The sequence below is a fragment of the Streptomyces sp. NPDC002676 genome (genome assembly GCF_053592455.1).
On sequence record NZ_JBSFVT010000009.1, the window covers coordinates 159,166 to 182,490 of the forward strand.

The window sequence follows — 23,325 nt, forward strand, 5'->3', positions numbered from 1 at the left end:
CTCGGGAACATGAGCCAGACCCCGGACAGCGCCGTCCGCACGTACATCGAGCAGCACCGCGCCGCCTTCCTCGACGACCTCGCCGCATGGCTGCGCATCCCCTCCGTGTCGGCCCAGCCCGACCACGCGCCCGACGTACGACGCAGCGCCGACTGGCTCGCCGCCAAGCTCCAGGAGACCGGCTTCCCGACCACCGAGGTCTGGGAGACCCCCGGCGCCCCGGCCGTCTTCGCCGAATGGCCCTCCGCCGACCCCGCGGCGCCCACCGTCCTCGTCTACGGCCACCACGACGTGCAGCCCGCCGCCCGCGAGGACGGCTGGGACAGCGAGCCCTTCGAACCGGTCGTCCGCGAAAACCGCCTCTACGCGCGCGGGGCCGCCGACGACAAGGGCCAGGTGTTCTTCCACACACTCGGCGTCCGCGCCCACCTCGCCGCCACCGGCCGCACCGCCCCCGCCGTCAACCTGAAACTGCTGATCGAGGGCGAGGAGGAATCCGGCTCCACGCACTTCCGGGCCCTCGTGGAGGAGCGCGCCGAACGGCTCACAGCCGACGCCGTGATCGTCTCCGACACCGGCATGTGGTCCGAGGACACCCCGACCGTCTGCACCGGCATGCGCGGCCTCGCCGAATGCGAGATCCGGCTGTACGGCCCCGACCAGGACATCCACTCCGGCTCCTTCGGCGGCGCCGTCCCCAACCCGGCCACCGCCGCGGCCCGCCTGGTCGCCGCCCTGCACGACGAGCACACGCGCGTGGCGGTCCCCGGCTTCTACGACGGCATCACCGAGCTGACCGACCGCGAGCGCGCCCTGTTCGCCGAACTGCCCTTCGACGAGGAAGGGTGGCTGCGCACCGCCAGGTCGTATGCCACCCACGGCGAGGCCGGGCACACCACCCTGGAGCGCATCTGGGCCCGCCCGACCGCCGAGGTCAACGGCATCGGCGGCGGCTACCAGGGCCCCGGCAGCAAGACGATCATCCCGTCCTCGGCCATGGTGAAGCTGTCCTTCCGGCTGGTCGCCGGCCAGGACCCCGACCACATCGAGAAGGCCGTCCGCGCCTGGGCCGCCGCGCAGATGCCCGCCGGGATCCGGCACGAGATCACCTTCGGCTCCGCCACGCGCCCGTGCCTGACCCCGCTCGACCACCCCGCGCTGCAGTCCGTGGCCCGCGCCATGGGCCGCGCCTTCCAGAGCCCCGTCCGCTTCACCCGCGAGGGCGGCTCCGGACCCGCCGCCGACCTCCAGGAGGTCCTCGGCGCCCCCGTCCTCTTCCTGGGCATCTCCGTGCCCTCCGACGGCTGGCACGCCCCGAACGAGAAGGTCGAGCTGGACCTCCTGGTCAAGGGCGTCGAGACCAGCGCCTACCTGTGGGGAGACCTGGCCGAGAACTGGCACCCCGCGCCCTGACCGGCCGGCGCCGTACGGAGCGGCGGCGCGTGCGGGGCACACTGGAGGGACCGCCCCGCACGCTCCACCCGCACCCGGCCCGGTGTCCGCCCGCCCCACATCCCGCCGAACCGCCCGCCGAAACGAACATTTCCTCTGGGGGAGTTGGAAGCACCCGTGACCACCTCGACCGAGCACACCGCCGACCGACCCATCTCGCTGACAGCCCCGAGCGGCATCGACCGCGCCGCCCACCACCGGCTGGACGAGGCCTGGCTCGCGGCGGCATGGAGCCACCCCACGACCCGCTGCTTCGTGGTCTCCGGCGGCCAGGTGCTGATCGACGAGACGCCCGACGGGCGGACCGAACTCGTCATGACCCCCTCCTTCGAAGCCCCCCTCACCGAGGCCCACCGCTACTTCCTCGGCATCGACGAGGACGGCGTCAGCTACTTCGCCCTCCAGAAGGACTCGCTGCCCGGCCGCATCGACCAGTCCGCGCGCCCGGCCGGCCTGCGCGAGGCGGGCCTGCTGCTCTCCCCGCGCGACGCGGGCCTCATGGTGCACGCCGTCGGCCTGGAGAACTGGCAGCGCACCCACCGCTTCTGCTCGCGCTGCGGCGAGCGCACCGTCATCGCCGCCGCCGGCCACATCCGCCGCTGCCCCGCCTGCGGCGCCGAGCACTATCCGCGCACCGACCCGGCCGTGATCATGGCCGTCACCGACGAGAAGGACCGCATCCTGCTCGGCCGGCAGGTCCACTGGCCCGAGGGCCGCTTCTCCACGCTCGCCGGCTTCGTCGAGCCCGGCGAGTCCATCGAGCAGTCGGTGCGCCGCGAGGTCTACGAGGAGGTTGGCGTCACCGTCGGCGACGTCGAGTACGTGGCCAGCCAGCCCTGGCCCTTCCCGTCCAGCCTGATGCTCGGCTTCATGGCCCGCGCCACCTCCACGGAGATCAACGTCGACGGCGACGAGATCCACGAGGCCCGCTGGTTCTCCCGCGAGGAACTCCACGCCGCCTTCGAGTCCGGCGAGGTCCTGCCGCCCTACGGCATCTCCATCGCCGCCCGGCTCATCGAGCGGTGGTACGGCAAGCCGCTGCCCACGAGAAGCCTCGTCTGAGGCACCCCACCGTGGTGTGGGACAGAACGGTGTAAGACACAACACAGCAGGGTGGCCCCCGAACGTCAGGGGCCACCCTGCTGTCACATCACCACGGAAACCCGCGGAGCGTCAGGCGGCGAGCTTCTGCTTCACCTGCGCCAGCGACGGGTTCGTCAGCGTGCTGCCGTCCGCGAAGAGCACGGTCGGGACCGTCTGGTTTCCGCCATTCGCCTTCTCCACGAAAGCGGCGGACTCCGGGTCCTGCTCGATGTTGATCTCGGTGAAAGCGATGCCCTCCCGGCTCAGCTGGCTCTTCAGCCGCTGGCAGTAGCCGCACCAAGTCGTGCTGTACATCGTCACAGTGCCCTGCATGTCTCTCGCGCTCCTCAGGCAGCTCAGGTAGGTCGTCCTGGGGAGAAACGTAAGCGACCGGCACGCCATTCCCGCCCGAGGTATCCGAGGTGTCCGGGACACCCCGGCAAAGCGTGTGCGGCACCGCCGTGACGCCCGTACCCGGCACCGCTGTGACGCCTGCCGCATTAGTACGACTGCGAGGCGCTGCCTGTGGACAACCGGCACAGCAGCCCCGGGCGACCTGGCAGCATGGCCGTGTGACACCAGCAACGCACTCCCCCCTCTTCCCGCAGGCACCGGAATCGGCCGACGCGGTGCTCGAAGGGCTCGACCCCGAGCAGCGCGAAGTCGCCACCGCCCTGCACGGCCCGGTGTGCGTCCTGGCCGGAGCGGGCACGGGCAAGACCCGCGCGATCACCCACCGCATCGCCTACGGAGTGCGTGCCGGCATCCTCCAGCCGTCCAGTGTCCTCGCCGTCACCTTCACCAACCGCGCCGCAGGAGAGATGCGCGGACGGCTCCGCCAGCTCGGCGCCCAGGGCGTCCAGGCCCGCACCTTCCACTCCGCGGCGCTGCGCCAGCTCCAGTACTTCTGGCCGAAAGCGATCGGTGGCAGCATGCCCCGGATCGTGGACCGCAAGATCCAGCTCGTCGCCGACGCCGCCGCAGCCTGCGGCATCCGCCTCGACCGGGGCGAGCTGCGCGACACCACCGCCGAGATCGAGTGGTCCAAGGTCACCCAGACCGTCCCCGCCGACTACCCGTACGCGGCTGCGAAGGCCGGCCGCGAGACCCCACGCGACCCCGCCGAGATCGCCCACCTCTACGCCGCCTACGAAGACCTCAAGCGCGACCGCTCCGTCATCGACTTCGAGGACGTCCTGCTGCTGACCGTCGCCATCCTCCAGGACCGGCACGACATCGCCGAACAGGTCCGCTCCCAGTACCAGCACTTCGTCGTCGACGAGTACCAGGACGTCAGCCCCCTCCAGCAGCGGCTGCTCGAACTGTGGCTCGGCAACCGGGACAGCCTGTGCGTCGTCGGCGACGCCAGCCAGACCATCTACTCGTTCACCGGAGCAACCCCCGACCACCTCCTCGACTTCCGCGCCCGCCACCCCGGCGCCACCGTCGTCAAACTCGTCCGCGACTACCGCTCCACCCCACAGGTGGTCCACCTCGCCAACGGACTGCTCGCCCAGGCCAGTGGCCGCGCCGCCGACCACCGGCTGGAACTCGTCTCCCAGCGCCCCGCCGGCCCCGAACCCGTCTACACCGAATACACCGACGAACCGGCCGAGGCCGAAGGAGCCGCCCGCCGCATCCGCGAGCTGATCGACTCCGGCGTCCCCGCCGCCGAGATCGCCATCCTGTTCCGCACCAACTCCCAGTCCGAAACCTACGAACAGGCCCTCGCCGACGCCGGAGTCCCCTACCAGCTGCGCGGCGCCGAGCGCTTCTTCGACCGGCCCGAAGTACGCAAGGCAGGCATCGCCCTGCGCGGCGCCGCCCGCTTCGGCGGCAACGACTCCCTGCTCGACGACGTCGTGGACCTGCCCTCACAAGTACGCGCCGTCCTGTCCGGAGAAGGCTGGACCAGTGAGCCCCCGGCCGGCTCCGGCGCCGTCAGAGAACGCTGGGAATCGCTCGCCGCCCTGGTCAACCTCGCCCACGACTTCACCGCCGCCCGGCCCACAGCCACCCTCGCCGACTTCGTGGCCGAACTGGACGAACGGGCCAACGCCCAGCACGCCCCGACCGTCCAGGGCGTCACCCTCGCCTCCCTGCACGCCGCCAAGGGCCTCGAATGGGACGTCGTCTTCCTGGTCGGCATCGCCGAGGGCATGATGCCGATCACCTACGCCAAGACCGACGAGCAGATCGAAGAGGAACGACGCCTGCTCTACGTCGGCGTCACCCGCGCCAGAGAACGGCTCAATGTCTCCTGGGCGCTGTCCCGCGCACCCGGCGGCCGTCCCCACCGCAGACCCAGCCACTTCCTCGACGGCCTGCGCCCCGGCACGACCGCCACCGTCGGCCGCCCCGGCGCCGGTTCCACCGGAGGCATCGAACGCGGCACTGCCGGCGACACCGCCGCCAGACCCCGCCGCACCCAGCGCACCCCCGCCCGCTGCCGGGTCTGCGGCCGTACCCTCACCGACGCCGGCGAGATGAAGCTGATGCGTTGCGCCGACTGCCCCTCCGACATGGACGCAGGCCTCTACGAGCGGCTGCGCGAGTGGCGGGCGGTCCAGGCCGCGCGGAGCGGCCAGCCGGACTTCTGCGTGTTCACCGACCGCACCCTCATCGCCATCGCCGAGACCCGGCCCGAGAACAGTGCCGAACTGTCCCGCATCCCAGGCGTCCTCAGCCGCAAGCTGCGCAGCTACGGAACCGACGTACTGGCCATCTGCGCAGGCCAGAAGGTCGGGGAAGACGCCGATGACGACTGATACGAACTCGTCGAAAAAATAGTTTGCGCATGCCCCAGCAATCCCCATAGGTTCTAGGCACGGACGCAGCGGCCTTCTCCAAGGCCCTGATTCCGTGTTCTACTTGCATATCCAGCGGGCTGGTTCACCCCAGTCCCCGAGACGCCGAGAGGAGGCGAGTCCAGTGATCAGCATCAACATCAGCACCATCAGCACGGCCAAACTGACCGATCGTTCGACCGTCTCCACGTGCATGCTCGGCGCCTCGAACCAGGGCACCGGTCTGTCCGGCATCCGTGCCGTGCGTCCGGCGTCCTCCCTGTCCCTCGCGGGCCTTCCCGTCCGCGAAGGCAATGAGCGACCGACCAAGGCACTGGAAGCGGTAGCGGCACAGGCTCACGCCTATGCCTTTGCGGCGGCCGGTGCCGGATTCCGGAAGCAGACGACGCAGCACCACCAGATGTGGGCCTTCCGTGGGCCAGAACCCTGGAGTGATCCAGCCTGATCCGATCAGGCCGGCGCCTTCAGGGCCGCGGAACCCCATCCGGGATCCGCGGCCCTTCTGTTTTCCCCGAACGGGGACGACGGAGCGAAGGGGCCTCGGGACAAGAAAAGAACCCGGTACCAAGCCGACACCCGGTCAACCGGCCGGAACGACCAGACGAGGAAGACCAACCGTGCAACTCGAAGCGCACGCCCCGTCCGTACCGCCTTCGCAAACGCTCCCCCCGCCCGGCCTCACGGAGGACACCACCTTGACCCCCCTCACCGCGCTCACCGCGCTCGACGACGCCATCGAGAACCTCGGCGTACCCGTCCCCTGCCGCTCCTACGACCCGGAAGTCTTCTTCGCCGAGTCGCCGGCGGACGTCGAGTACGCCAAGTCCCTGTGCCGCACCTGCCCGCTGATGGAGGCCTGCCTCGCCGGCGCCAAGGAGCGGCGTGAGCCCTGGGGCGTCTGGGGTGGCGAGCTGTTCGTCCAGGGTGTCGTCGTCGCCCGGAAGCGGCCCCGTGGCCGCCCGCGCAAGAACCCGGTCACGGCATGAACACCGCAGGAACGATCGACCGCCCCCTCACGCACGACCCCAAGAAGCAGGCCCCGATGAAGCCGTCCACCAGCGAGCCCACAGGCTCCGCGACCCCAGACTTCAGCACCAATGGCGCGACCGGCTCGCGTCAGAACAGGACCCGAGAAATGCAACTCATCCCAGAAGCCCTGGCACGTGCGCATATGCGCGAGCGCCTGCATGACGCCGAGCGGGAACGCCGGGCCGTGAGCCTGGCGACCGCCCGGCGGATGCAGCGCCGGGCGGAGCGCGCCTCGATGCGCGCCCGCCGCGCGCTCGCCATGGCGGTCATGCAGTAAGCGAACACACCCGAAGCGGTGGCCTCCCGGTCCAGGGAGGCGAAACCTTCCCCGCGGGGGCCGGTCCGACCGAACGGACCGGCCCCCGCGGTGCGTTGCACCCGCAGATCCGCCGGGCGCGGAGTTATCGTCACCGGGTGACGAGTCTTCCCGGAAGCAGTGATCAGGGCGGCTCCACCAGGGAGCCCTGGCCCCTCTTGTGTGCCCGCTGCGGCACCCCCGCCGACGGCCCCCCGCCGGCCACCTGGACCTGCTCCATGGAGAACGGCACCCGCCGGTACTTCTGCGACCGTTGCTCCCGGGAGAACCTTCGGGCGATCGAGGGGCGGCTGGACTCGGCTTGGTGGTGAGGAACGCTTGGGGGGCTTCCCCCTCCCCCCTCCCTCCCCACCCCGCCCACCCCGCCCACCCCGCCCCCGTACTACGGCAGCCCAGATCAAGGTCGCGGTCCGGCGTGCGCCTCCTGCCGGGCCGTCAGGCCTCCGCCGCCGACTCCTCCTCGTCCAGCTCGTCCAGCTCGTCCAGCTCGGCCAAGTCCTCGTCCAGGACGTCCTCCGGGCCCTCCTCGAAGACGAAGCCCGGCAGCCACTCCTCCAGCTCGTCCCGCAGCCGTACGGTGGCTCCCAGCTGGCACAGCACGCCGATGGTGCTCAGTGTCACCCGGTGTATCAGCAGATAGGCCGGCGGCAGGTTCAGCTGCTTGCCCAGCTGGTAGGCGGGGGAGCGTGGGTCGCCGATGCGGGCGGCCTGGCTGCGCATCCAGGAGCGGCTGAAGGTGAACTCCTCGCTGCCGGCCGGTTCGATGATCGGCAGCAGGTAGTCGAGGACCGCGTCGGGGTCCAGCTCTATGGACTTCTTGACGAACCCTTCCCTGCACAGGAGTTCGTAGACCGGCTCGGCCTCGCCGTCCAGGGTCATCCGCAGCGAGATGCCGATCGGGGTCGGCAGACCGCCGGGCAGCCGGTCGACCGTGCCGAAGTCCAGGACGCCCAGCCGCCAGTCGTCCTCGCCGTCCGGGCCGCCGGGCAGCAGACGGAAGTTGCCCGGATGCGGGTCGGCGTGCAGGAGGCCGGTGCGGGCCGGGCCCGAGAAGAGGAAGCGTGCCAGGAGCTGGCCTGCCCGGTCGCGCTGGTCCTGAGTGCCGTCCGCGATGATCTCCGACAGCGGGACCCCGTCGATCCACTCGGTCACCAGGACCTGGTCGCACTGGTGGACCACCGCCGGGACCACCACGTCCGGGTCGTCCGCGAACTCCTCCGCGTGCGCCGCCTGGGCCTGTGCCTCCAGCGCGTAGTCCAGTTCCTCGGAGACGCGGTCCCGCAGCTCCGCGATCAGCGGCTTGATGTCCATGCCGGGAATGAGTGGCCCCAAGAGGCGGGCGAAGCGGCTCAGTTGGCTCAGGTCGGACAGCAGGGCCTCGCCCGCGCCCGGGTACTGCACCTTGACCGCCACCTCACGGCCGTCATGCCACAGCGCCCGGTGCACCTGCCCGATCGAGGCCGCGGCGGCCGGCTTGTCCTCGAACTCCAGGAACAGCTCCCGCCAGTCCGCGCCCAGCCGCTCCGTGAGCACCGCGTGCACCGTGCGGGTCGGCATTGGCGGTGCCGCCTCCTGGAGCTTGGTCAGCGCCGCGCGGTAGGGGCCGGCGATCTCCTCCGGGAGGGCGGACTCGAAGACGGACAGGGCCTGCCCGAACTTCATCGCGCCGCCCTTGAGCTCCCCGAGCACCTTGAACAGCTGTTCCGCCGTGCGCTGTTGCAGCTCACGGCCGACGATCTCCGCGGACTCGCCCACGATCCGCTTGCCAAGCCCCCAGGTCGCCCGGCCTGCGAAGCCGAGCGGGAGCGCGGCGAGCTTGGCGGTCCGGGTGACCGCCTTCCGGGGAAGATCAGACATGCGCCCTCCAAGTCCCAGTCGGCCGCGTCGAGCCTGCCTCGCGTCGTCGCTCGGTCGACGGCCGTTGCATCGCCATTGTCTCGCGTGGCTCCTCGTTGGCTGAGGTGTGTTCCCCATCACCTCTCTCCGCTGCGCCGCACGCGCATGCCGGGTGAGGCCGCACCGGTCGGGGGTGCCAGTTCAGGGTGGGGAGGGACACCTCCCAGCGGACTCCGGCGCCGGCCGGTGACTCCCCGTCGAGGAAGGCCAGGGCGTGGGCCGCGGCCAGCCCGGCGACCGTCGTGGCCAGTGCCAGATCGCAGGCTCCGACCTGGCGGGCCCTTCCGGAGCGCCACTGGGCGACGAGGCGGGGCCAGGCCGGGTCCCGGTCGGTGCGGTCCTGCTGCAGGCAGCCCGCGCAGCTCGTCTGTCCGGGCAGGACGAGGGGGCCGACGATGCCGGTTCCCTCCACGACCCCCGCGTAGAGATGGGGTGTGCCCGAGGCCATGAGGGGTTCGGCGGTGAACGGGTCGGGGGCGTGGACGGCCACGTCGTCCCTGGGGGTGAGGATCACCAGGGAGAGGCCGGGGTCCTGGGCGCCGGATCCGGGGGTGCGGGCGCGGCGGGGCGGGCGGTCCGGGGCCGCGTGGCGGGCGGCGGCCCGTGCCGCTTTGTCCCGGCGTTCGCCGAGGGACTCGGCGGAGAGTCCGCCCGGTGCGAGGTCCCAGGGCTCCACGCGTCCCACGTCGCGCACGTCGACCTCGCCGACCCCCGCGCCCGACAGCACCGACGCGAGCACGGCACCGACCCGCCCCGCGCCCCGCACCTGGACGTGCAGGGAGCGGCGGGCGGCGAGTCTGCCGAGCGCGCCGCCCGGCTCGGGGGTAGTCAGGGACAGCGAGGCGAGGTCGGGACGCAGCCGTCGCAGGACGTCCTCTTTCGCCCGCAGTGCGTCCGCGGCCGGTCCGCCGCCGCGGGCGTCGTCGACGAGGCCCGCGTGGGCGAGCTGCCGCACCAGTGTGTCGACATGGCCGTCCGGCAGGTCCATGCGGCGGGCCTCCTCGCGCAGCAGCGGCAGCCCGCGGGTGCCGTTGAGCAAATCGAGGAAGCTGCCCGTCGCCGTGTCCATCGGCCCCAGTGTCAGTGCGTGCGCCGGAGTCATCCCGAACTGCACGGTGTTGAGATCTCGCCAGCCGCGCCGCAGCGCGGGCTTCACCATCGGATGCATGACAGGCCCCCGTAGCCGTCGAAAGTCCGGAAAGGTCGGAGTCGTTCGGGTGTGGTTCAGTCGGCGGTGTCGGTCGGGCTCCGCCGGTGTGTTGCCAGCATGCCCGGGGTGGCGGACGTGTGCCGGGAGTTGTCCACAGGTGACGGGTATTAATCGCACAAATCGGGCGGAGGTGAGTCGTACAAATCAAACGCACGGTGGGGGATCGGCGGGTAACCGCTCCGGAGCCGGGACTTCGGCCCTGCCCAGCGGGTAACGTCGTGGCGTGCCCGCCGACCCACTGCACCGCGCCGGAAAGCCACAGCGCAGCACGACGAGCCAGCCGCCGAGCGGCTCGGGGGCGAGCGCGATCGAGGTCCGCAGGAGTACCCGGCGCCGCCGCACGGTCTCCGCGTACCGCGACGGCGATCGCACCGTCGTGCTGATCCCCGCCCGGATGTCCGAGGCGGAGGAGAAACGCTGGGTGACCGTCATGCTCGACAAGCTGGCCGCCCAGGAGAGCAAGCGGGTGCTCGGCGACGCCGAGTTGGCCGAGCGCGCCGAACGGCTCTCCGCGCAGTACTTCGACGGCAGGGCCCGCCCCGCATCCGTGCGCTGGGTCACCAACCAGAACACCCGCTGGGGCTCGTGCACCCCCGCCGAGGGCAGCATCCGGCTCTCCCACCGACTCCAGGGGATGCCGGAGTACGTCGTCGACTACGTCCTCTGCCACGAGCTCGCGCATCTGCTGGTGCCCGGTCACGGGCCGGACTTCTGGCGGCTGTTGGAGGCCTATCCACGCACCGAGCGGGCCCGCGGATATCTCGAGGGCGTGGTCGCCGCCGAGCGGCTCCCGCACGTGCCCGGCGCGCGCGGGGAGTGAGCGGTCCGCGCGAGAGGCCCGGGAGAGCAGCTCGTGTGAGCGGCCGTGTGAGCAACTCGTGTGAGCGGCCCGTGTGAGAGACCTGTGTGAGTGACCGGGTGCGGTTGTGTACCGGGTCTGTACCGGCTGCGTTCGTTGTCGGGGTTTGCCGTTAGCCTGGCGCGACGCACTCACACTCGGGATGGGGGACGGTCGTAACGCATGGCCAGGGAATTCCAACGCGGCCACAAGGCCAGGATCAGTGACCTCACGACGGGCACGGATCTGTACGTAGGTGTGCAGATCTCGGCGCCCGGACTGACCTTCGACATCAGCTGCTTCGGTCTGGACGCCGAGGAGCGCCTCTCGGACGACCGGTACTTCGTCTTCTTCAACCAGCCGAAGTCCCCGGAGGAGTCCATCCAGCTGCTGGGCGGGCAGGCGGGCGACACGGAGTCGTTCCGGGTCACGCTGGACCGGATCCCCTCCCAGATCCGCAAGCTGTCCTTCACGGCGACCATCGACGGCGCCGGTCAGATGTCGCAGGTCGATCCCGGGTACCTGCGCATCGTGGCCGGTGGCGAGGAGGTCGCCCGGTACTCCTTCAACGGCTCGGAGTTCTCCACCGAGCGGGCCGTGATGCTCGGTGACTTCTACTTCAAGGACGTGTGGCGGTTCGCCGCGGTCGGGCAGGGCTTCGACGGCGGCCTGGAGGCGTTGCTGAAGAACTTCGGCGGTGAGGTGCTGGAGGAGGAGGCCCCCGCCGCCCCGCAGCCGCAGCAGCCGCAGACCGGGGCGGCGCCCGGTTTCGCCGCGCCCGCTCAGGCCGCCGCGCCGGCCGCACCCCCTGCCTTCGGTGCCCCGGCCGCGCCTGCGCCTGCGCCCACGCCCATGGCCGCACCTGCGCCCTCCGCGGCCCCCGTGCCGCAGCCCGCCCCGCAGGGCTACGCACCGCAGCCTGGACTCACCCCGCCCCCGGCCCCGAACGTGCACGCGGCGCCCACCGTCATCGCTCCGATGACCCCGCCCGCCGGGCCCATGGCACCGCCCCCGCCCCCGGCACCCTACGGCCAGCCGCCGCAGCAGCCGTCGTACGGCGGCCAGCCCCCCGCCCCCGGCGCCCCCATGCCGCCGGGCTACGGCCAGCAGCCGCCCGCGTACGGCCAGCAGCCGCCCTCGTACGGCGGCCAGCAGCCCGGCGTGCCCATGCCCCCGGGCTACGGCCAGCCGCCGGCGTACGGACAGGTCCCCGGCCAGCAGGCCGGCGGCTACGGAGTGCCGCAGGGCGCCCCCCAGGGCGGTGCCGGAGTGGGCGCCGCGCTGCAGGCGTTCAAGGAGACGCCCACCGGGCAGCGTTGGACCCAGCAGAACAAGAAGCTCATCCGGGTCGACCTCGGCATCGGCGGGCAGCCCGTGCTGGCGCGGCAGGGCAGCATGGTGCTCTACCAGGGCAAGGTCGACTTCGGCTACAAGGGCGCCGGATTCGCCGGACGCATCGTCGGCGGCGCCACCGGCCAGGAGATGCAGCTGATGCGCTGCACCGGCAACGGCCAGGTGTTCCTCGCCGAGAACTCCACGATGCTGCACCCCATCGAGCTGCAGGGCGACGCGATCTGCGTCTCCGCCGAGAACGTCCTCGCCTTCGACGAGAGCCTGCAGTACGAGGTCCGCCGCATCGAGGGCCACGGCATCCCCGGCGGGGCGCTGTTCACCATGCAGTTCCAGGGCACCGGCACGATCGTCCTCAAGACGCACGGCACGCCCGTGGTCCTGCCGGTCACGCCGACCACGTTCGCCGACTGCAACGCCGTCGTCGCCTGGTCGGCCGCCGCCCAGGTGGTCGTCTCCAGCCAGGTCCGGATGCGTCGCAACGCCTACCCGGGCGACACCGGGGAGAGCGTCAACCTCCAGTTCCGGGGCGCTCCCGGCAACTTCATCGTCGTCCAGCCGTACGAGGTCTGAGGGAGCCCGTCATGAACCAGCCGCTCGCGGGCTACGCCCCCGCACCCGTCACCGCCCGCATGGAGAACCACGGCAACCACATGCTGAAGGTCGCCATGCAGACCGGGAACGACCTCCTCGCGCGTGTGGGGTCGATGGTCGCCTACGAAGGCTTCGTCACCTACGAGCCCAACCCGCCCGCCGTCCGCCAGATCGCCCGCGACTGGATCACCGGCGAGGGCGCGCCGCTGATGAAGTGCTCCGGCGACGGCCTGCTCTACCTCGCCGACTACGGCGCCAACGTCGTCGTGATCAACCTCAACGGCGACGGCATCTCCGTCAACGCCACCAACCTGCTCGCCTTCGACGCCCACCTCAGCTGGGGCGTCGAGCGGGTCAAGGGGCTCGCCAAGTTCGCCGGGCAGGGCCTGTGGAACACGAAGATCTCCGGCCAGGGCTGGGTCGCGCTGACCTCCCGTGGCAAGCCGATCGTCGTCGACTGCGGCGGCGGCGAGGACGAGACGTACGTCGACCCCGACGCGCTGGTCGCCTGGTCGCCGAACCTGAAGGTCAAGGGCAAGCGCAGCTTCAAGGCGCAGTCGCTGATCGGCCGGGGCAGCGGCGAGGCCTACCAGATGGCCTTCTCCGGCCAGGGCATCGTCGTCGTCCAGCCCAGCGAGGACAGCACCGACCGCCTCCGGATCCGGGGCTGAGGGGGAACCAGAGTCACCATGCAGAGCCCGCTTTTCGCCTACAACGACCAGCAGACCCAGGAGCGTTGGAGCCTGCAGAACAAGCAGATGCTCCGCGTCGCCCTGGAGGGCCACGACGACATCCTCGCCCGCAAGGGCACCATGGTCGCCTACCAGGGACTCGTCGAGTTCGACGCCGAGTACCGCAGCAACAACCAGGCACGCGCGCACGCGTACACCGGCGAGGGCCTGGACCTGATGCGCTGCCACGGGCAGGGCACGGTCTTCCTCGCCAACCTCGCCCAGCACGTGCACGTCATGGAGGTCGAGCAGGACGGGCTGACCGTCGACAGCAGCTACGTCCTCGCCATGGACTCCTCGCTGCACCACGAGGTCATCGCGGTCGACAGCCTGTACGGCATCTCCGGCTCCGGGAAGTACCAGCTCAACATCACCGGGCGCGGCAAGGTCGCCCTGATGACCTCGGGCGCGCCGCTGCTGATGCAGGTCACGCCCGACAAGTACGTCAACTGCGACGCGGACGCGATCGTCGCCTGGTCCACCGGGCTGCGGGTGCAGATGCAGGCCCAGACGCACTCCTCCGGGGTGTGGCGGCGGCGCGGCAACACCGGTGAGGGCTGGGAGCTGAGCTTCATGGGCTCCGGGTTCGCGCTCGTGCAGCCCAGCGAGCTGCTGCCGCCGCAGAACGCGGTGATCGGCCAGGGCCTCGCCGCCCAGTTCGGCATGGGGCAGCACGGGGCGCGCGCGCAGAACCAGGGCAACGTCTGGAGCTGAGCGTCCGGAAAGCCAACGTAAGGGGCGCCCGTCCGTGCGGGCGCCCCTTACACATGCCTCTGTCCAGAGGCGCACATGCCTCGTGTCCGGAGGCGCACATGCCTCTGTCCAGAGGCGCACATGCCTCGTGTCCGGAGGCGCACATGCCTCGTGTCCGGAGGCGCACATGCCTCGTGTTCAGAGGCGCGCGCGGGTCGCTTCCAGCAGGCGTACGACCGACTCGTCCGCTACGGCGGCCACCTCGTCGTAGGCGAACCAGCGCAGGTCGAGCGACTCGTCGCTGATCGCCTGCACCGCGCCGGGCGGGGCCAGGACGGCGTACTGGACGTCGTAGTGCCAGTGGCACGGCGCCGGGATCGGGTGCCGGTCCAGGCGGACCGGGCCGCCGGGCAGCAGCGTCAGCCCGGTGATGCCCGACTCCTCGGTCGCCTCGCGCAGCGCCGCCGCCTCCAGGGTGGCGTCGCCCGGCTCGCAGTGGCCGCCCATCTGCAGCCACATCCGCAGCTTCTTGTGGAGGGTCAGCAGGACCCGGCCGTGCTCGCGGTCGATCACCAGGCCGCTCGCCGTGATGTGGCCCGCCTCGCACGCCTTCCAGGTGCCGTCCGGATGGGCCTCCAGGTGCTCCAGGTAGGACTGGCGCAGCTCTTCCTGGTCCTCGTAGCCCTTCAGCACGAGGACCGCGTCGTCATGGAGGCTCACTCGGTGCCGTCGCCCTTGTCGTCGCTCTGGCCGTCGTCCTTCTTGTGCAGGTCCGGCTTGCCCGCGGTGCCGTCCGCCGCCTCGCCGAGCATCTTGTCCAGCTCGGAGAAGTCCAGCTGCTCGCGGTGGACGAAGCCGTCCGGGTCGTCCAGGTCGGTGGCCGTCGGCAGCATGTCCGGGTGGGCCCACAGGCCGTCCCGGCCGTCCACGCCGCGCGCGTCCGTGAGCGAGGCCCACAGCCGGGAGGCGTCCCGCAGCCGGCGCGGGCGCAGCTCCAGGCCGATCAGCGTGGCGAACGTCTGCTCCGCCGGGCCGCCCGTCGCACGGCGGCGGCGCAGGGTCTCGCGCAGCGCGTCAGCGGACGACAGACGGGGCTTCGCCGCCGCGTGGACCACCGCGTCCACCCAGCCCTCCACGAGCGCCAGAGCGGTCTCCAGGCGGGCCAGGGCCGCCTTCTGCTGCGGGGTGTCCTCCGGCTGGAACATGCCCTGCTGGAGCGCGTCCTGTAGCTGCTCGGGGTTCTGCGGGTCGAACTGGCCGACCACGTCCTCCAGCTTGGCCGTGTCGACCTTGATCCCGCGCGCGTAGCCGTCGACCGCGCCGAACAGGTGTGAGCGCAGCCACGGCACGTGCGCGAACAGGCGCTGGTGGGCGGCCTCACGCAGGGCCAGGTAGAGCCGCACCTCCTCCAGCGGCACACCGAGGTCCTTGCCGAACGCCGCCACGTTGGCCGGCAGCAGCGCGGCCTTGCCGACCGGGCCCAGCGGCAGGCCGATGTCGGTCGAGCCGACGACCTCGCCCGCCAGCACGCCCACGGCCTGCCCGATCTGCGTGCCGAACATGGCGCCGCCCATCGAGCGCATCATGCCGATCAGCGGGCCGGCCATGGCCTGCATCTCCTCCGGCAGGACGTCGCCCATGGCCGCGCCGACGCGCTCGGCGACCGGGTCGACCAGCTCCTGCCAGGCCGGCAGCGTCGCCTCGACCCACTCCGCGCGGGACCACGCCACCGCCGAGGCGGAGCCCGACGGCAGGGACGTCGCGTCGTCCAGCCACAGGTCGGCCAGACGGACGGCGTCCTCGACCGCCTTGCGCTCGGCGGGGCCGACGCTGGCGTCCTTCGTGCCGTCCGGGGTGCCCTGCGAGACCGTCTGGCGGGCGATCTGCTTGGCCATGTCCCAGTTCACCGGGCCGCCCTCGTAGGAGAGCATCTGGCCGAGCTGCTGGAACGCGGCGCCCAGGTCGGCTGGGTTCAGGGAACCGAACATCGCCGCGAGCGGGTTGTCGGCGCCGGGGCCGCCAAAGCCTCCGGCTCCGGGCAGGCCGAAGCCGAACGGGTTGGCCGGTCCCTGCCCACCACCGCTCTGCTGGTCCTTCTCCTTGCCCTCGTCGCCGTCTTCCGGCTCCTCCGGCGGAAGGCCGAATCCGAATGGGGTGTCACTCACGGGGTTCCTCGGCTGGTAAGGCCACCGGCTTCTCTCCGGCGGCGCGGCTGCCCGACAACACCACCCAGCGTAGACACCCGGACCCGATCGGGCCTCGGTGCTTCGCCCACGGAGGGCCTGCGGCAGGATGGATGCTCCTGGTACGTACGCGTCGCTCGCGCCCGTACAGAAGACAACCGCTGGAGACGCCTGGTGAGTTCCCCAGATCCGCAGGTTCGCGCAGCGCGAAACCATGAAAGCACTCCCGCCGTGCGCGGGCCCGTCGTCGCGGTCACCGGAGCCGCCACCGGGGTCGGTGCGCTGCTCACCGAGCGGCTGGCCCAGTCCCCGGAGATCAAGCAGGTCATCGCCATCGACGAGCGGCGCGGGGAGTGCGCGGACGCGCAGTGGCACATCCTTGACGTACGGGACCCGGCGATCGCGGAGAAGCTGCGCGGCGCGGACGTGGTGGTGCATCTGGCGCTCGACCTGGACCTGGGCAGCGAGGCCGCCGCCCGGACGGCGTACAACGTGCGGGGGACGCAGACCGTGCTGACCGCTGCCGCGGCGGCCGGGGTGCACCGGGTGGTGCTGTGCACCTCCGCGATGGTCTACGGAGCGCTGCCGGACAACGAGCTGCCCCTGTCGGAGGACGCCGAGCTGCGCGCGACGGCCGAGGCCACGGGCGTGGGGGACCTGCTGGAGATCGAGCGGCTCGCCCGGCGGGCTCCCCGGGCGCATCCGGGGCTGAACGTCACCGTCGTACGGCCCGCCGTGCTGGTCGGGGGGACGGACACCGCGCTGACCCGGTACTTCGAGTCCCCTCGGCTGCTGGTCGTGGCCGGGTCGCGGCCCGCGTGGCAGTTCTGTCACGTGGAGGACCTGTGCAGCGCCCTGGAGTACGCCGTACTGGAGAAGGTCGACGGGGAGCTGGCCGTCGGCTGCGACGGGTGGCTGGAGCAGGAGGAGGTCGAGGAGCTGAGCGGGATCCGGCGGATGGAACTTCCGTCGGCGGTCGCGCTCGGCGCGGCGGCCCGGCTGCACCGGATCGGGCTCACGCCGTCCCCGGCGGGCGACCTCGCGTACACGATGTACCCCTGGGTGGTCAGCGGGAGCCGGCTGCATGACGCCGGGTGGCGAGCGCGGTGGACCAACGAGGAGGTGCTCGCGGAGCTGCTGGAGGAGGTTTCCGGGCGGCACACGGTTGCTGGGCGGCGGCTGGGGCGGAAGGACGCGACGGCCGCCGGTGCCGCGGGGGCGACGGTGGCTCTGCTGGGCGCTGCCGCTGTCGTGCGGCGGGCCCGGAAGGCCCGGCGGCGGCTGTAGCCCACCCACCGCCCGTCCCGGCACGTCGGAAGGTGACTGTAGAAGGCTCCAAACGCCGCCCCGCGCGTGCCTGGTGAAAGTCGTATTCCGGGAGGTCCGCGGCGTGCGGCACCATGGACCCATGGCAGCAACGAACGATCACCCCGGTGAGCAGGCGGCACACGATCCCATCAAGCTGATCGGCATTCGGGAGACTCCGCTCTCCGTGGACGAGGTGTTCGGTGCCGTCGGGGAGGACTCCGCCGGGGGCATCGCCCTGTTCGTGGGCACCGTGCGCAATCACGACGGGGGTGCCGACGTGGACGCGCTCGGGTACTCATGCCATCCCAGTGCCGAGGCCGAGATGCGGCGGATCGCCGAGAAGGTCGTCGCCGACTTCCCGGTGCGGGCGCTGGCCGCCGTCCACCGGGTGGGGGACCTGAGCGTCGGGGATCTCGCCGTGGTCGTCGCCGTGGCCTGCCCGCACCGCGCGGAGGCCTTCGAGGCCTGCCGGAAGCTCATCGACGACCTCAAGCACGAGGTGCCCATCTGGAAGCACCAGAAGTTCTCCGACGGGACCGACGAATGGGTCGGCGCGTAGCGCCGTCGTTGAGGGGTGGTGGTCGGGCGACGGGAGGACGGGTCGGGGCCTGCTGAGAGGTCCCAACCCCGCTCACCCCTGGCTCACCACCCGTCCGGTTGCGTAACCGGCCCCCTGACGTGAGCGTTGTCAGTGCAGATGGTTAATCTGCTGATCAGTCAGTTGCGGACGCTCAAGGGGTTGGGAGGTCGGCATGGCGGCGCTCGCCTGGTTGCTGATTCCGCTAGTGGCTGCGATCGCAGCAGGCCTGTGGGGCAGTTGGGCCAACCGGACCCGCAGGGTACGCGGCGACGGGCCCGAGCTGGACGGGTATGCGCGCTTCCGCGCGGCCATGGAGAAGCCCCCGAGGGTGCCCGCGGAGCCTGACCGGGTGCCCTGACGGTGCGCTGACAGAGGCGTCCCGTACTGTCGTGGCATGCCACGCCGCACCGCGACGATGCTCGCCTCGACCCTGATGCTGATCGCGCTCCTGTGCGCGGGAGTGCTCATCCCCGTGCCGTACTCGGAGATGTCCCCGGGCCCGACCGTGAACACGCTCGGGGAGCACGACGGCGAGCCGGTGCTGCAGATCACCGGGCACAAGACCTACGCGGCGGACGGTCACCTGAACATGACCACCGTCCGCGTCACCAGCGCCGACTTCCGGATGAACCTGGTGGAGGCCGTCTACGGCTGGCTGGCGCACGACAGCAAGATCGTGCCGCACGACACGCTCTACCCGGACGGCAAGACCGAGGAGCAGTCCACCCAGGAGAACGCCGAGGAGTTCAGCCAGTCCCAGGAGAGCGCCAAGGTCGCCGCCCTGAAGGAGCTGGGCGTCCCGGTGAAGTCCTGGGTGATCGTCTCCACCGTCGTCAAGGGATCACCGGCCGAGGGCAGGCTGCACGCCGGTGACGTGATCAAGGCCGTTGACGGCTCGGCCGTGAAGCAGCCCGCCGATGTCGCCAAGCTGGTGACCAGGCACAAGCCGGGGCAGAAGGTGGTGTTCACCGTCGTGCCCGCCAAGGAGCAGGCCGCCGCCGAGAAGGAGCACCGGACGGCGACGAAGACGCAGGACGTGACCATCACGACCGCGGCCTCCGAAGACAGCGGGCCCAAGCGCGCCATCGTCGGCATCTCCGCCGGGACCGACCACACCTTCCCGTTCACCATCGACATCAAGCTCGCCGACGTCGGCGGGCCGAGCGCCGGCCTGATGTTCGCGCTCGGCATCTACGACAAGCTCACCCCCGGCAATCTCACCGGAGGCAAGTTCGTCGCCGGCACCGGAACGATCGACGACAACGGCACGGTCGGGCCGATCGGCGGCATCGAGATGAAGACCGTCGGCGCGCGCGACAAGGGCGCCCAGTACTTCCTGACGCCCGCCGACAACTGCGCGTCCGCCGCCAAGGACACCCCGGACGGGCTCACCCTCGTCAAGGTGAAGACCATCGGTGACGCCCTCGACGCGCTGAAGGACATCCGCAGCGGCGACACCGCCGCCCTGCCCAAGTGCACCACCAAGGGCTGACATCAAGGGCCTGAGCGGCCCGGAACACGGCTGGGGGCGCCCGTCCCACTCGGGGCGCCCCCATTGCCGTACCGGAGAAGGTCAGTCCGCGAACGTCGCCGCCAGGGCCTCCGCGAGGCCCGGCACCAGGTCGGGGCCGGTCAGGACCTCCGTCGGGGAGTCCTTCTCGCGCAGCCGCAGCGCCGACTCGCGGCTGCCGTCGCGCAGCACCGCGACCGTCATGCGGACCTCCTGGCGCTCGGGGTGCGCCGCGACCCACTTGGCCAGCTTGGCCTCGCTCAGGTTGGAGGGGACCTGCGTCTCGGCGGACGGGGGCAGCATCAGGCGCTCCACCGTGAGCGCGCACCCGACCACCGCGTCGGGCCAGGCGATGGTGCCGAGGAACTCGTCGAGCGGCTTGCCCGCGGGGATCTCGTCCTGCTCGATCGGGGTGAGACCGGAGGTCTCGGACTCGTCCTCCAGGCCGAGCTGGGCCGCGAGGGAGGGTTCTTGGACTCGCAGCCGTGCGGTGTCTACGAGGGCGAAGAGGCGGGCGGGCTGGTCCCAGCCGAGGCTGGAGGCGTACTCGTCGATCTCGAGTACGGCCCGGGTGAGCGGGCTCGCCGCCATGGGAGTGTTGGACATGGTCACAATCCTGCCTCGTTCCCGGCCGGAACCGGGAACCGCGTAGGCCGCGAGTAAGTTGCATAGGTGTGGACCCGCGATCACGGGGGGGCCACGGCGGGCCCGCGAACACGAGGGCCTGACGGATCGACAGCGACTTCGAGGTGCGCACCTTGGCTTTCCAGATGCCGGACCGCGGCGGAGGCCCGACGGGGCCGCGGATGAGAGCGGGCAGCCCGTCCCGGCGTGTCCGCACGCTCCTGACGACTCTGGGCGTGCTTGCCGTCCTCGGTATGGCCTTCACCATGTTCGCGGGCTTCTGGACGGACTGGCTGTGGTACCGGTCGGTGCACTACTCGTCCGTGTTCACCACCGTGCTGTGGACCAAGATCGGGCTCTTCTCCGTCTTCGGCCTGCTGATGGCCGTCGCGGTCGGGCTGAACATCTGGCTCGCGCACCGGCTGCGGCCCCCGCTGAGCGCCATGTCCATGGAGCAGCAGAGCCTGGACCGCTACCGGATGGGCATCGCGCCGTACAAGAAGTGGCTGCTGCTCTCCGTCTCCGCCCTCGTCGGCCTGATCGCCGGCGCCTCCGCCTCCAGCCAGTGGCGGACGTGGCTGATGTGGGTCAACGGCGTGCCCTTCCACCAGAAGGACCCCCAGTTCCACCTGGACGTCTCCTTCTACGCCTTCGACCTGCCCTGGTACCGCTTCCTGCTGGGCTTCGGCTTCGCCGCCGCGATCCTGTGCCTGATCGCCGCCGCGCTCACCCACTACCTGTACGGCGGGCTGCGTGTGACCAGCCCGGGCGCGCGCGCCACCGCCGCCGCGACCGGGCATCTGTCGGTGCTCCTCGGCATCTTCGTCGCGCTGAAGGCGGTCGCCTACTGGCTCGACCGGTACGGCCTCGCGGTCAAGTCCAGCGACTTCAAGGCGACCGGCGACTGGACAGGCCTGCGCTATGTCGACGCCAACGCGTATCTGCCGGCCAAGACGATCCTGTTCTGCATCGCCGTCATCTGCGCGCTGCTGTTCTTCGCCACCCTGTGGCGGCGCACCTGGCAGCTGCCCGTCATCGGCTTCGGTCTGATGGTCCTCTCGGCGATCCTGATCGGCGGCCTGTACCCGGCCATCGTGCAGAAGTTCCAGGTCCAGCCCAACGAGCAGGCCAAGGAAGCCCCGTACGTCCAGAAGAACCTCAAGGCGACGCGCGAGGCGTACGGCATCGACGACGCCCAGGTCACCGAGTACTCCGGTCAGTCCATGACGAAGGACAAGACCGAGCTGCGCGACGACGTGAGCGGCGCGGCCAGCATCCGGATCATGGACCCGAACATCGTCTCGCCGACGTTCCAGCAGCTTCAGCAGATGAAGAACTACTACGGGTTCCCGACCAACCTCGACGTCGACCGGTACTCCAAGGACGGCGAGAAGGCCGAGGACCAAGACACCGTCATCGGTCTGCGCGAACTGAACCTGGCCGGCGTCCCGAAGAACAACTGGATCAACGACCACTTCCGCTACACGCACGGTTACGGCGTGGTCGCCGCCAAGGGCACCGAGGCCGACTCCGGCGGCCAGCCCGTCTTCACCGAGTACGACCTTCCGTCCAAGGGCGCCCTGGGGGCGTACCAGCAGCGGATCTACTACGGCGAGAAGACCAACACGTACTCGATCGTCGGCGGCCCGCAGAAGGAGATCGACTACTCCGACGACAGCGGCGAGAAGACCACCAGCTACCAGGGCAAGAGCGGGGTGAACCTCGACAACCCGCTCAACCGGGCCGCATACGCGGTGGCCTTCAACGAGCCGCAGATCCTGTACTCCGGGGCGATCGGCAAGGGCTCGCGGATCCTGTACAACCGCACGCCCAAGGAGCGCGTCGAGGCGGTCGCGCCCTGGCTGACCATCGACGGCGACGCCTATCCGGCGGTGGTGAACCACCGCATCCAGTGGATCGTCGACGCCTACACGACCTCGAACGGCTATCCGTACTCCTCCCGTACGACCCTCGGTGACACGACGGCCGACTCGCTGACCGCGAACAACAACAACCGCGCGGTGGTGGCCCAGCAGAACCAGGTCAACTACATCCGCAACTCGGTGAAGGCGACCGTCGACGCGTACACCGGTGACGTCAAGCTCTACCAGTGGGACACCAAGGACCCGGTGCTGAAGACCTGGATGAGGGCCTTCCCCGGCACGGTGAAGCCGCGCAGCGCCATCTCCGCGGACCTGCTGGCCCATCTGCGCTACCCGCAGGACCTGTTCAAGGTGCAGCGCGAGCTGCTCACCCGCTACCACGTGTCGGACGCGCAGACGTTCCTCACCGGCAGCGAGGTCTGGCAGGTGCCGGACGACCCGACCAACAAGTCGGGCAACGCGGTGCCGCCGTACTACCTGAGCATGAAGATGCCGGACCAGGCCAAGCAGGCGTTCTCGCTGTCGACGACGTTCACGCCCAACGGGCGTTACAACCTGAGCGCGTTCATGACGGTCGACTCGCAGGCCGGCAGCAGCGACTACGGCAAGATCAGAATCCTGAAACTGCCGACGAGCACGACGGTCGACGGGCCCAAGCAGGTCCAGAGCCAGTTCAACTCCGAACAGGACATTGCCGCCGCCATCAAACTGCTCAAGGGCGGCGACTCCGAGGTGGAGTACGGCAACCTGCTGACCGTGCCGCTGGACGGCGGACTGCTCTACGTGGAGCCGGTCTATGTACGCGGCGGCGGACTGAAGTACCCGTTGCTGCGGAAGGTGCTGGTCACCTACGGCGGGAAGACCGCGTTCGAGAACACGCTCGACGAAGCCCTCGACAAGGTCTTCGGAGTGAAGGGTTCCACCACCACGCCACCGGACACCGGCACCACCAGACCGCCCGCGTCCGGCAACCCGACCGTCCAACAGGCCCTGGACGACGCCCAGAAGGCCTTCGACGCCGGGCAGCAGGCCCTGCAGAAGCCGGGGGGGCCGGACTGGAGCGCGTACGCCAAGGCGCAGAAGGACCTGAAGGACGCGCTGCAGCGGGCCAAGGACGCCCAGTCCAAGGCCGCCGGGGCCAACGGCAAGAACGGCGGCAGGAGCGGCAGCGCGAGCGGCGGCGAGAAGAGCGGTTGATCAAGCACACTCCGCGCCGTGGTACTGTTCTAGTGCAACGG

The 23,325-nt window shown here is 70.8% G+C and carries 22 protein-coding genes; 16 read left to right on the plus strand and 6 right to left on the minus strand.

Annotated features, from left to right (window positions below):
* Window positions 1-9 precede the first annotated feature (9 nt).
* Together ACWD3E_RS25070 and nudC are read left to right on the plus strand one after the other, a co-directional pair.
* Window positions 10-1,413 (plus strand): dipeptidase, encoded by a 1,404-nt coding sequence (locus ACWD3E_RS25070; RefSeq protein ID WP_451389803.1) that lies wholly within the window; start codon window positions 10-12, stop codon window positions 1,411-1,413.
* A 156-nt stretch (window positions 1,414-1,569) separates the two neighbouring features.
* Complete coding sequence (nudC, locus tag ACWD3E_RS25075; protein ID WP_451389804.1) at window positions 1,570-2,514, plus strand: NAD(+) diphosphatase; 945 nt, start codon at window positions 1,570-1,572, stop codon at window positions 2,512-2,514.
* Between the two features lie 111 nt (window positions 2,515-2,625).
* Here the strand turns inward: nudC and ACWD3E_RS25080 are convergent, their stop codons facing one another.
* Window positions 2,626-2,868, minus strand: a complete 243-nt coding sequence (locus ACWD3E_RS25080; RefSeq protein ID WP_451351868.1) for a mycoredoxin — start codon at window positions 2,866-2,868, stop codon at window positions 2,626-2,628.
* Window positions 2,869-3,107: 239 nt separating this feature from the next.
* On the opposite strand from ACWD3E_RS25080, the gene ACWD3E_RS25085 reads away from it, so the two are divergent.
* The 5 genes from ACWD3E_RS25085 to ACWD3E_RS25105 all read left to right on the plus strand — a co-directional run bounded on the left by ACWD3E_RS25085 (window position 3,108) and on the right by ACWD3E_RS25105 (window position 6,998).
* Window positions 3,108-5,303 (plus strand): ATP-dependent DNA helicase UvrD2, encoded by a 2,196-nt coding sequence (locus ACWD3E_RS25085; RefSeq protein WP_451389805.1) that lies wholly within the window; start codon window positions 3,108-3,110, stop codon window positions 5,301-5,303.
* 163 nt (window positions 5,304-5,466) lie between these two features.
* Window positions 5,467-5,787, plus strand: coding sequence for a hypothetical protein (locus tag ACWD3E_RS25090; RefSeq protein WP_451389806.1), 321 nt, complete (start codon window positions 5,467-5,469; stop codon window positions 5,785-5,787).
* Window positions 5,788-5,959: 172 nt separating this feature from the next.
* A complete protein-coding gene (locus ACWD3E_RS25095) occupies window positions 5,960-6,328 on the plus strand; it encodes a WhiB family transcriptional regulator (RefSeq protein WP_451389807.1) in 369 nt (122 codons plus the stop codon).
* A complete protein-coding gene (locus tag ACWD3E_RS25100; protein WP_451389808.1) occupies window positions 6,325-6,648 on the plus strand; it encodes a hypothetical protein in 324 nt (107 codons plus the stop codon). Before ACWD3E_RS25095 ends, ACWD3E_RS25100 begins: the two co-directional genes overlap by 4 nt.
* Window positions 6,649-6,785: 137 nt before the next feature.
* Window positions 6,786-6,998 (plus strand): hypothetical protein, encoded by a 213-nt coding sequence (locus ACWD3E_RS25105; protein ID WP_451389809.1) that lies wholly within the window; start codon window positions 6,786-6,788, stop codon window positions 6,996-6,998.
* 124 nt (window positions 6,999-7,122) lie between these two features.
* On the opposite strand, the gene ACWD3E_RS25110 is transcribed toward ACWD3E_RS25105, so the two are convergent.
* On the minus strand, window positions 7,123-8,544 hold the full coding sequence (locus tag ACWD3E_RS25110; protein WP_451389810.1) for an ABC1 kinase family protein: 1,422 nt from the start codon (window positions 8,542-8,544) through the stop codon (window positions 7,123-7,125).
* The gene (locus ACWD3E_RS25115) at window positions 8,537-9,751 is read right to left on the minus strand and encodes a TOMM precursor leader peptide-binding protein (RefSeq protein ID WP_451389811.1); all 1,215 of its coding nucleotides are present in this window, start codon (window positions 9,749-9,751) and stop codon (window positions 8,537-8,539) included. The genes ACWD3E_RS25110 and ACWD3E_RS25115 overlap by 8 nt, the downstream gene beginning before the upstream one ends.
* Window positions 9,752-10,016: 265 nt before the next feature.
* Here ACWD3E_RS25115 and ACWD3E_RS25120 point away from each other — a divergent pair, with 265 nt between their 5' ends.
* From ACWD3E_RS25120 to ACWD3E_RS25135, 4 genes are all read left to right on the plus strand, one after another.
* A complete protein-coding gene (locus ACWD3E_RS25120; protein WP_451351860.1) occupies window positions 10,017-10,613 on the plus strand; it encodes a M48 metallopeptidase family protein in 597 nt (198 codons plus the stop codon).
* Between the two features lie 201 nt (window positions 10,614-10,814).
* Complete coding sequence (locus tag ACWD3E_RS25125) at window positions 10,815-12,554, plus strand: TerD family protein (RefSeq protein ID WP_451389812.1); 1,740 nt, start codon at window positions 10,815-10,817, stop codon at window positions 12,552-12,554.
* Between the two features lie 11 nt (window positions 12,555-12,565).
* A complete protein-coding gene (locus tag ACWD3E_RS25130; RefSeq protein WP_451351858.1) occupies window positions 12,566-13,246 on the plus strand; it encodes an AIM24 family protein in 681 nt (226 codons plus the stop codon).
* Window positions 13,247-13,264: 18 nt separating this feature from the next.
* On the plus strand, window positions 13,265-14,020 hold the full coding sequence (locus tag ACWD3E_RS25135; RefSeq protein ID WP_451389813.1) for an AIM24 family protein: 756 nt from the start codon (window positions 13,265-13,267) through the stop codon (window positions 14,018-14,020).
* A gap of 177 nt (window positions 14,021-14,197) precedes the next feature.
* On the opposite strand, the gene ACWD3E_RS25140 is transcribed toward ACWD3E_RS25135, so the two are convergent.
* Together ACWD3E_RS25140 and ACWD3E_RS25145 are read right to left on the minus strand one after the other, a co-directional pair.
* On the minus strand, window positions 14,198-14,719 hold the full coding sequence (locus tag ACWD3E_RS25140) for an NUDIX hydrolase (RefSeq protein ID WP_451389814.1): 522 nt from the start codon (window positions 14,717-14,719) through the stop codon (window positions 14,198-14,200).
* A complete protein-coding gene (locus tag ACWD3E_RS25145; RefSeq protein ID WP_451389815.1) occupies window positions 14,716-16,164 on the minus strand; it encodes a zinc-dependent metalloprotease in 1,449 nt (482 codons plus the stop codon). Before ACWD3E_RS25145 ends, ACWD3E_RS25140 begins: the two co-directional genes overlap by 4 nt.
* Window positions 16,165-16,356: 192 nt before the next feature.
* On the opposite strand from ACWD3E_RS25145, the gene ACWD3E_RS25150 reads away from it, so the two are divergent.
* The 4 genes from ACWD3E_RS25150 to ACWD3E_RS25165 all read left to right on the plus strand — a co-directional run bounded on the left by ACWD3E_RS25150 (window position 16,357) and on the right by ACWD3E_RS25165 (window position 19,562).
* Window positions 16,357-17,469, plus strand: a complete 1,113-nt coding sequence (locus tag ACWD3E_RS25150) for an SDR family oxidoreductase (protein WP_451389816.1) — start codon at window positions 16,357-16,359, stop codon at window positions 17,467-17,469.
* A gap of 121 nt (window positions 17,470-17,590) precedes the next feature.
* Window positions 17,591-18,049, plus strand: coding sequence for a molybdenum cofactor biosynthesis protein MoaE (locus ACWD3E_RS25155; RefSeq protein WP_451389817.1), 459 nt, complete (start codon window positions 17,591-17,593; stop codon window positions 18,047-18,049).
* Window positions 18,050-18,242: 193 nt separating this feature from the next.
* A complete protein-coding gene (locus tag ACWD3E_RS25160; protein WP_451389818.1) occupies window positions 18,243-18,428 on the plus strand; it encodes a hypothetical protein in 186 nt (61 codons plus the stop codon).
* A gap of 36 nt (window positions 18,429-18,464) precedes the next feature.
* On the plus strand, window positions 18,465-19,562 hold the full coding sequence (locus ACWD3E_RS25165; protein ID WP_451389819.1) for a YlbL family protein: 1,098 nt from the start codon (window positions 18,465-18,467) through the stop codon (window positions 19,560-19,562).
* 81 nt (window positions 19,563-19,643) lie between these two features.
* On the opposite strand, the gene ACWD3E_RS25170 is transcribed toward ACWD3E_RS25165, so the two are convergent.
* Complete coding sequence (locus ACWD3E_RS25170) at window positions 19,644-20,186, minus strand: PPA1309 family protein (RefSeq protein ID WP_451389820.1); 543 nt, start codon at window positions 20,184-20,186, stop codon at window positions 19,644-19,646.
* Window positions 20,187-20,350: 164 nt separating this feature from the next.
* Here ACWD3E_RS25170 and ACWD3E_RS25175 point away from each other — a divergent pair, with 164 nt between their 5' ends.
* On the plus strand, window positions 20,351-23,284 hold the full coding sequence (locus ACWD3E_RS25175; RefSeq protein ID WP_451389933.1) for a UPF0182 family membrane protein: 2,934 nt from the start codon (window positions 20,351-20,353) through the stop codon (window positions 23,282-23,284).
* Window positions 23,285-23,325 lie beyond the last annotated feature (41 nt).

Coding starts and splice junctions, on each gene's coding strand:
- ACWD3E_RS25070 (WP_451389803.1), top strand. CDS start 10: ATGAGCCAGACCCCGGACAGCGCCGTCCGCACGTACATCGAGCAGCAC.
- ACWD3E_RS25080 (WP_451351868.1), bottom strand. CDS start 2,868: ATGCAGGGCACTGTGACGATGTACAGCACGACTTGGTGCGGCTACTGC.
- ACWD3E_RS25100 (WP_451389808.1), top strand. CDS start 6,325: ATGAACACCGCAGGAACGATCGACCGCCCCCTCACGCACGACCCCAAG.
- ACWD3E_RS25110 (WP_451389810.1), bottom strand. CDS start 8,544: ATGTCTGATCTTCCCCGGAAGGCGGTCACCCGGACCGCCAAGCTCGCC.
- ACWD3E_RS25115 (WP_451389811.1), bottom strand. CDS start 9,751: ATGCATCCGATGGTGAAGCCCGCGCTGCGGCGCGGCTGGCGAGATCTC.
- ACWD3E_RS25125 (WP_451389812.1), top strand. CDS start 10,815: ATGGCCAGGGAATTCCAACGCGGCCACAAGGCCAGGATCAGTGACCTC.
- ACWD3E_RS25130 (WP_451351858.1), top strand. CDS start 12,566: ATGAACCAGCCGCTCGCGGGCTACGCCCCCGCACCCGTCACCGCCCGC.
- ACWD3E_RS25135 (WP_451389813.1), top strand. CDS start 13,265: ATGCAGAGCCCGCTTTTCGCCTACAACGACCAGCAGACCCAGGAGCGT.
- ACWD3E_RS25155 (WP_451389817.1), top strand. CDS start 17,591: ATGGCAGCAACGAACGATCACCCCGGTGAGCAGGCGGCACACGATCCC.
- ACWD3E_RS25160 (WP_451389818.1), top strand. CDS start 18,243: ATGGCGGCGCTCGCCTGGTTGCTGATTCCGCTAGTGGCTGCGATCGCA.
- ACWD3E_RS25165 (WP_451389819.1), top strand. CDS start 18,465: ATGCCACGCCGCACCGCGACGATGCTCGCCTCGACCCTGATGCTGATC.
- ACWD3E_RS25170 (WP_451389820.1), bottom strand. CDS start 20,186: ATGTCCAACACTCCCATGGCGGCGAGCCCGCTCACCCGGGCCGTACTC.
- ACWD3E_RS25175 (WP_451389933.1), top strand. CDS start 20,351: ATGCCGGACCGCGGCGGAGGCCCGACGGGGCCGCGGATGAGAGCGGGC.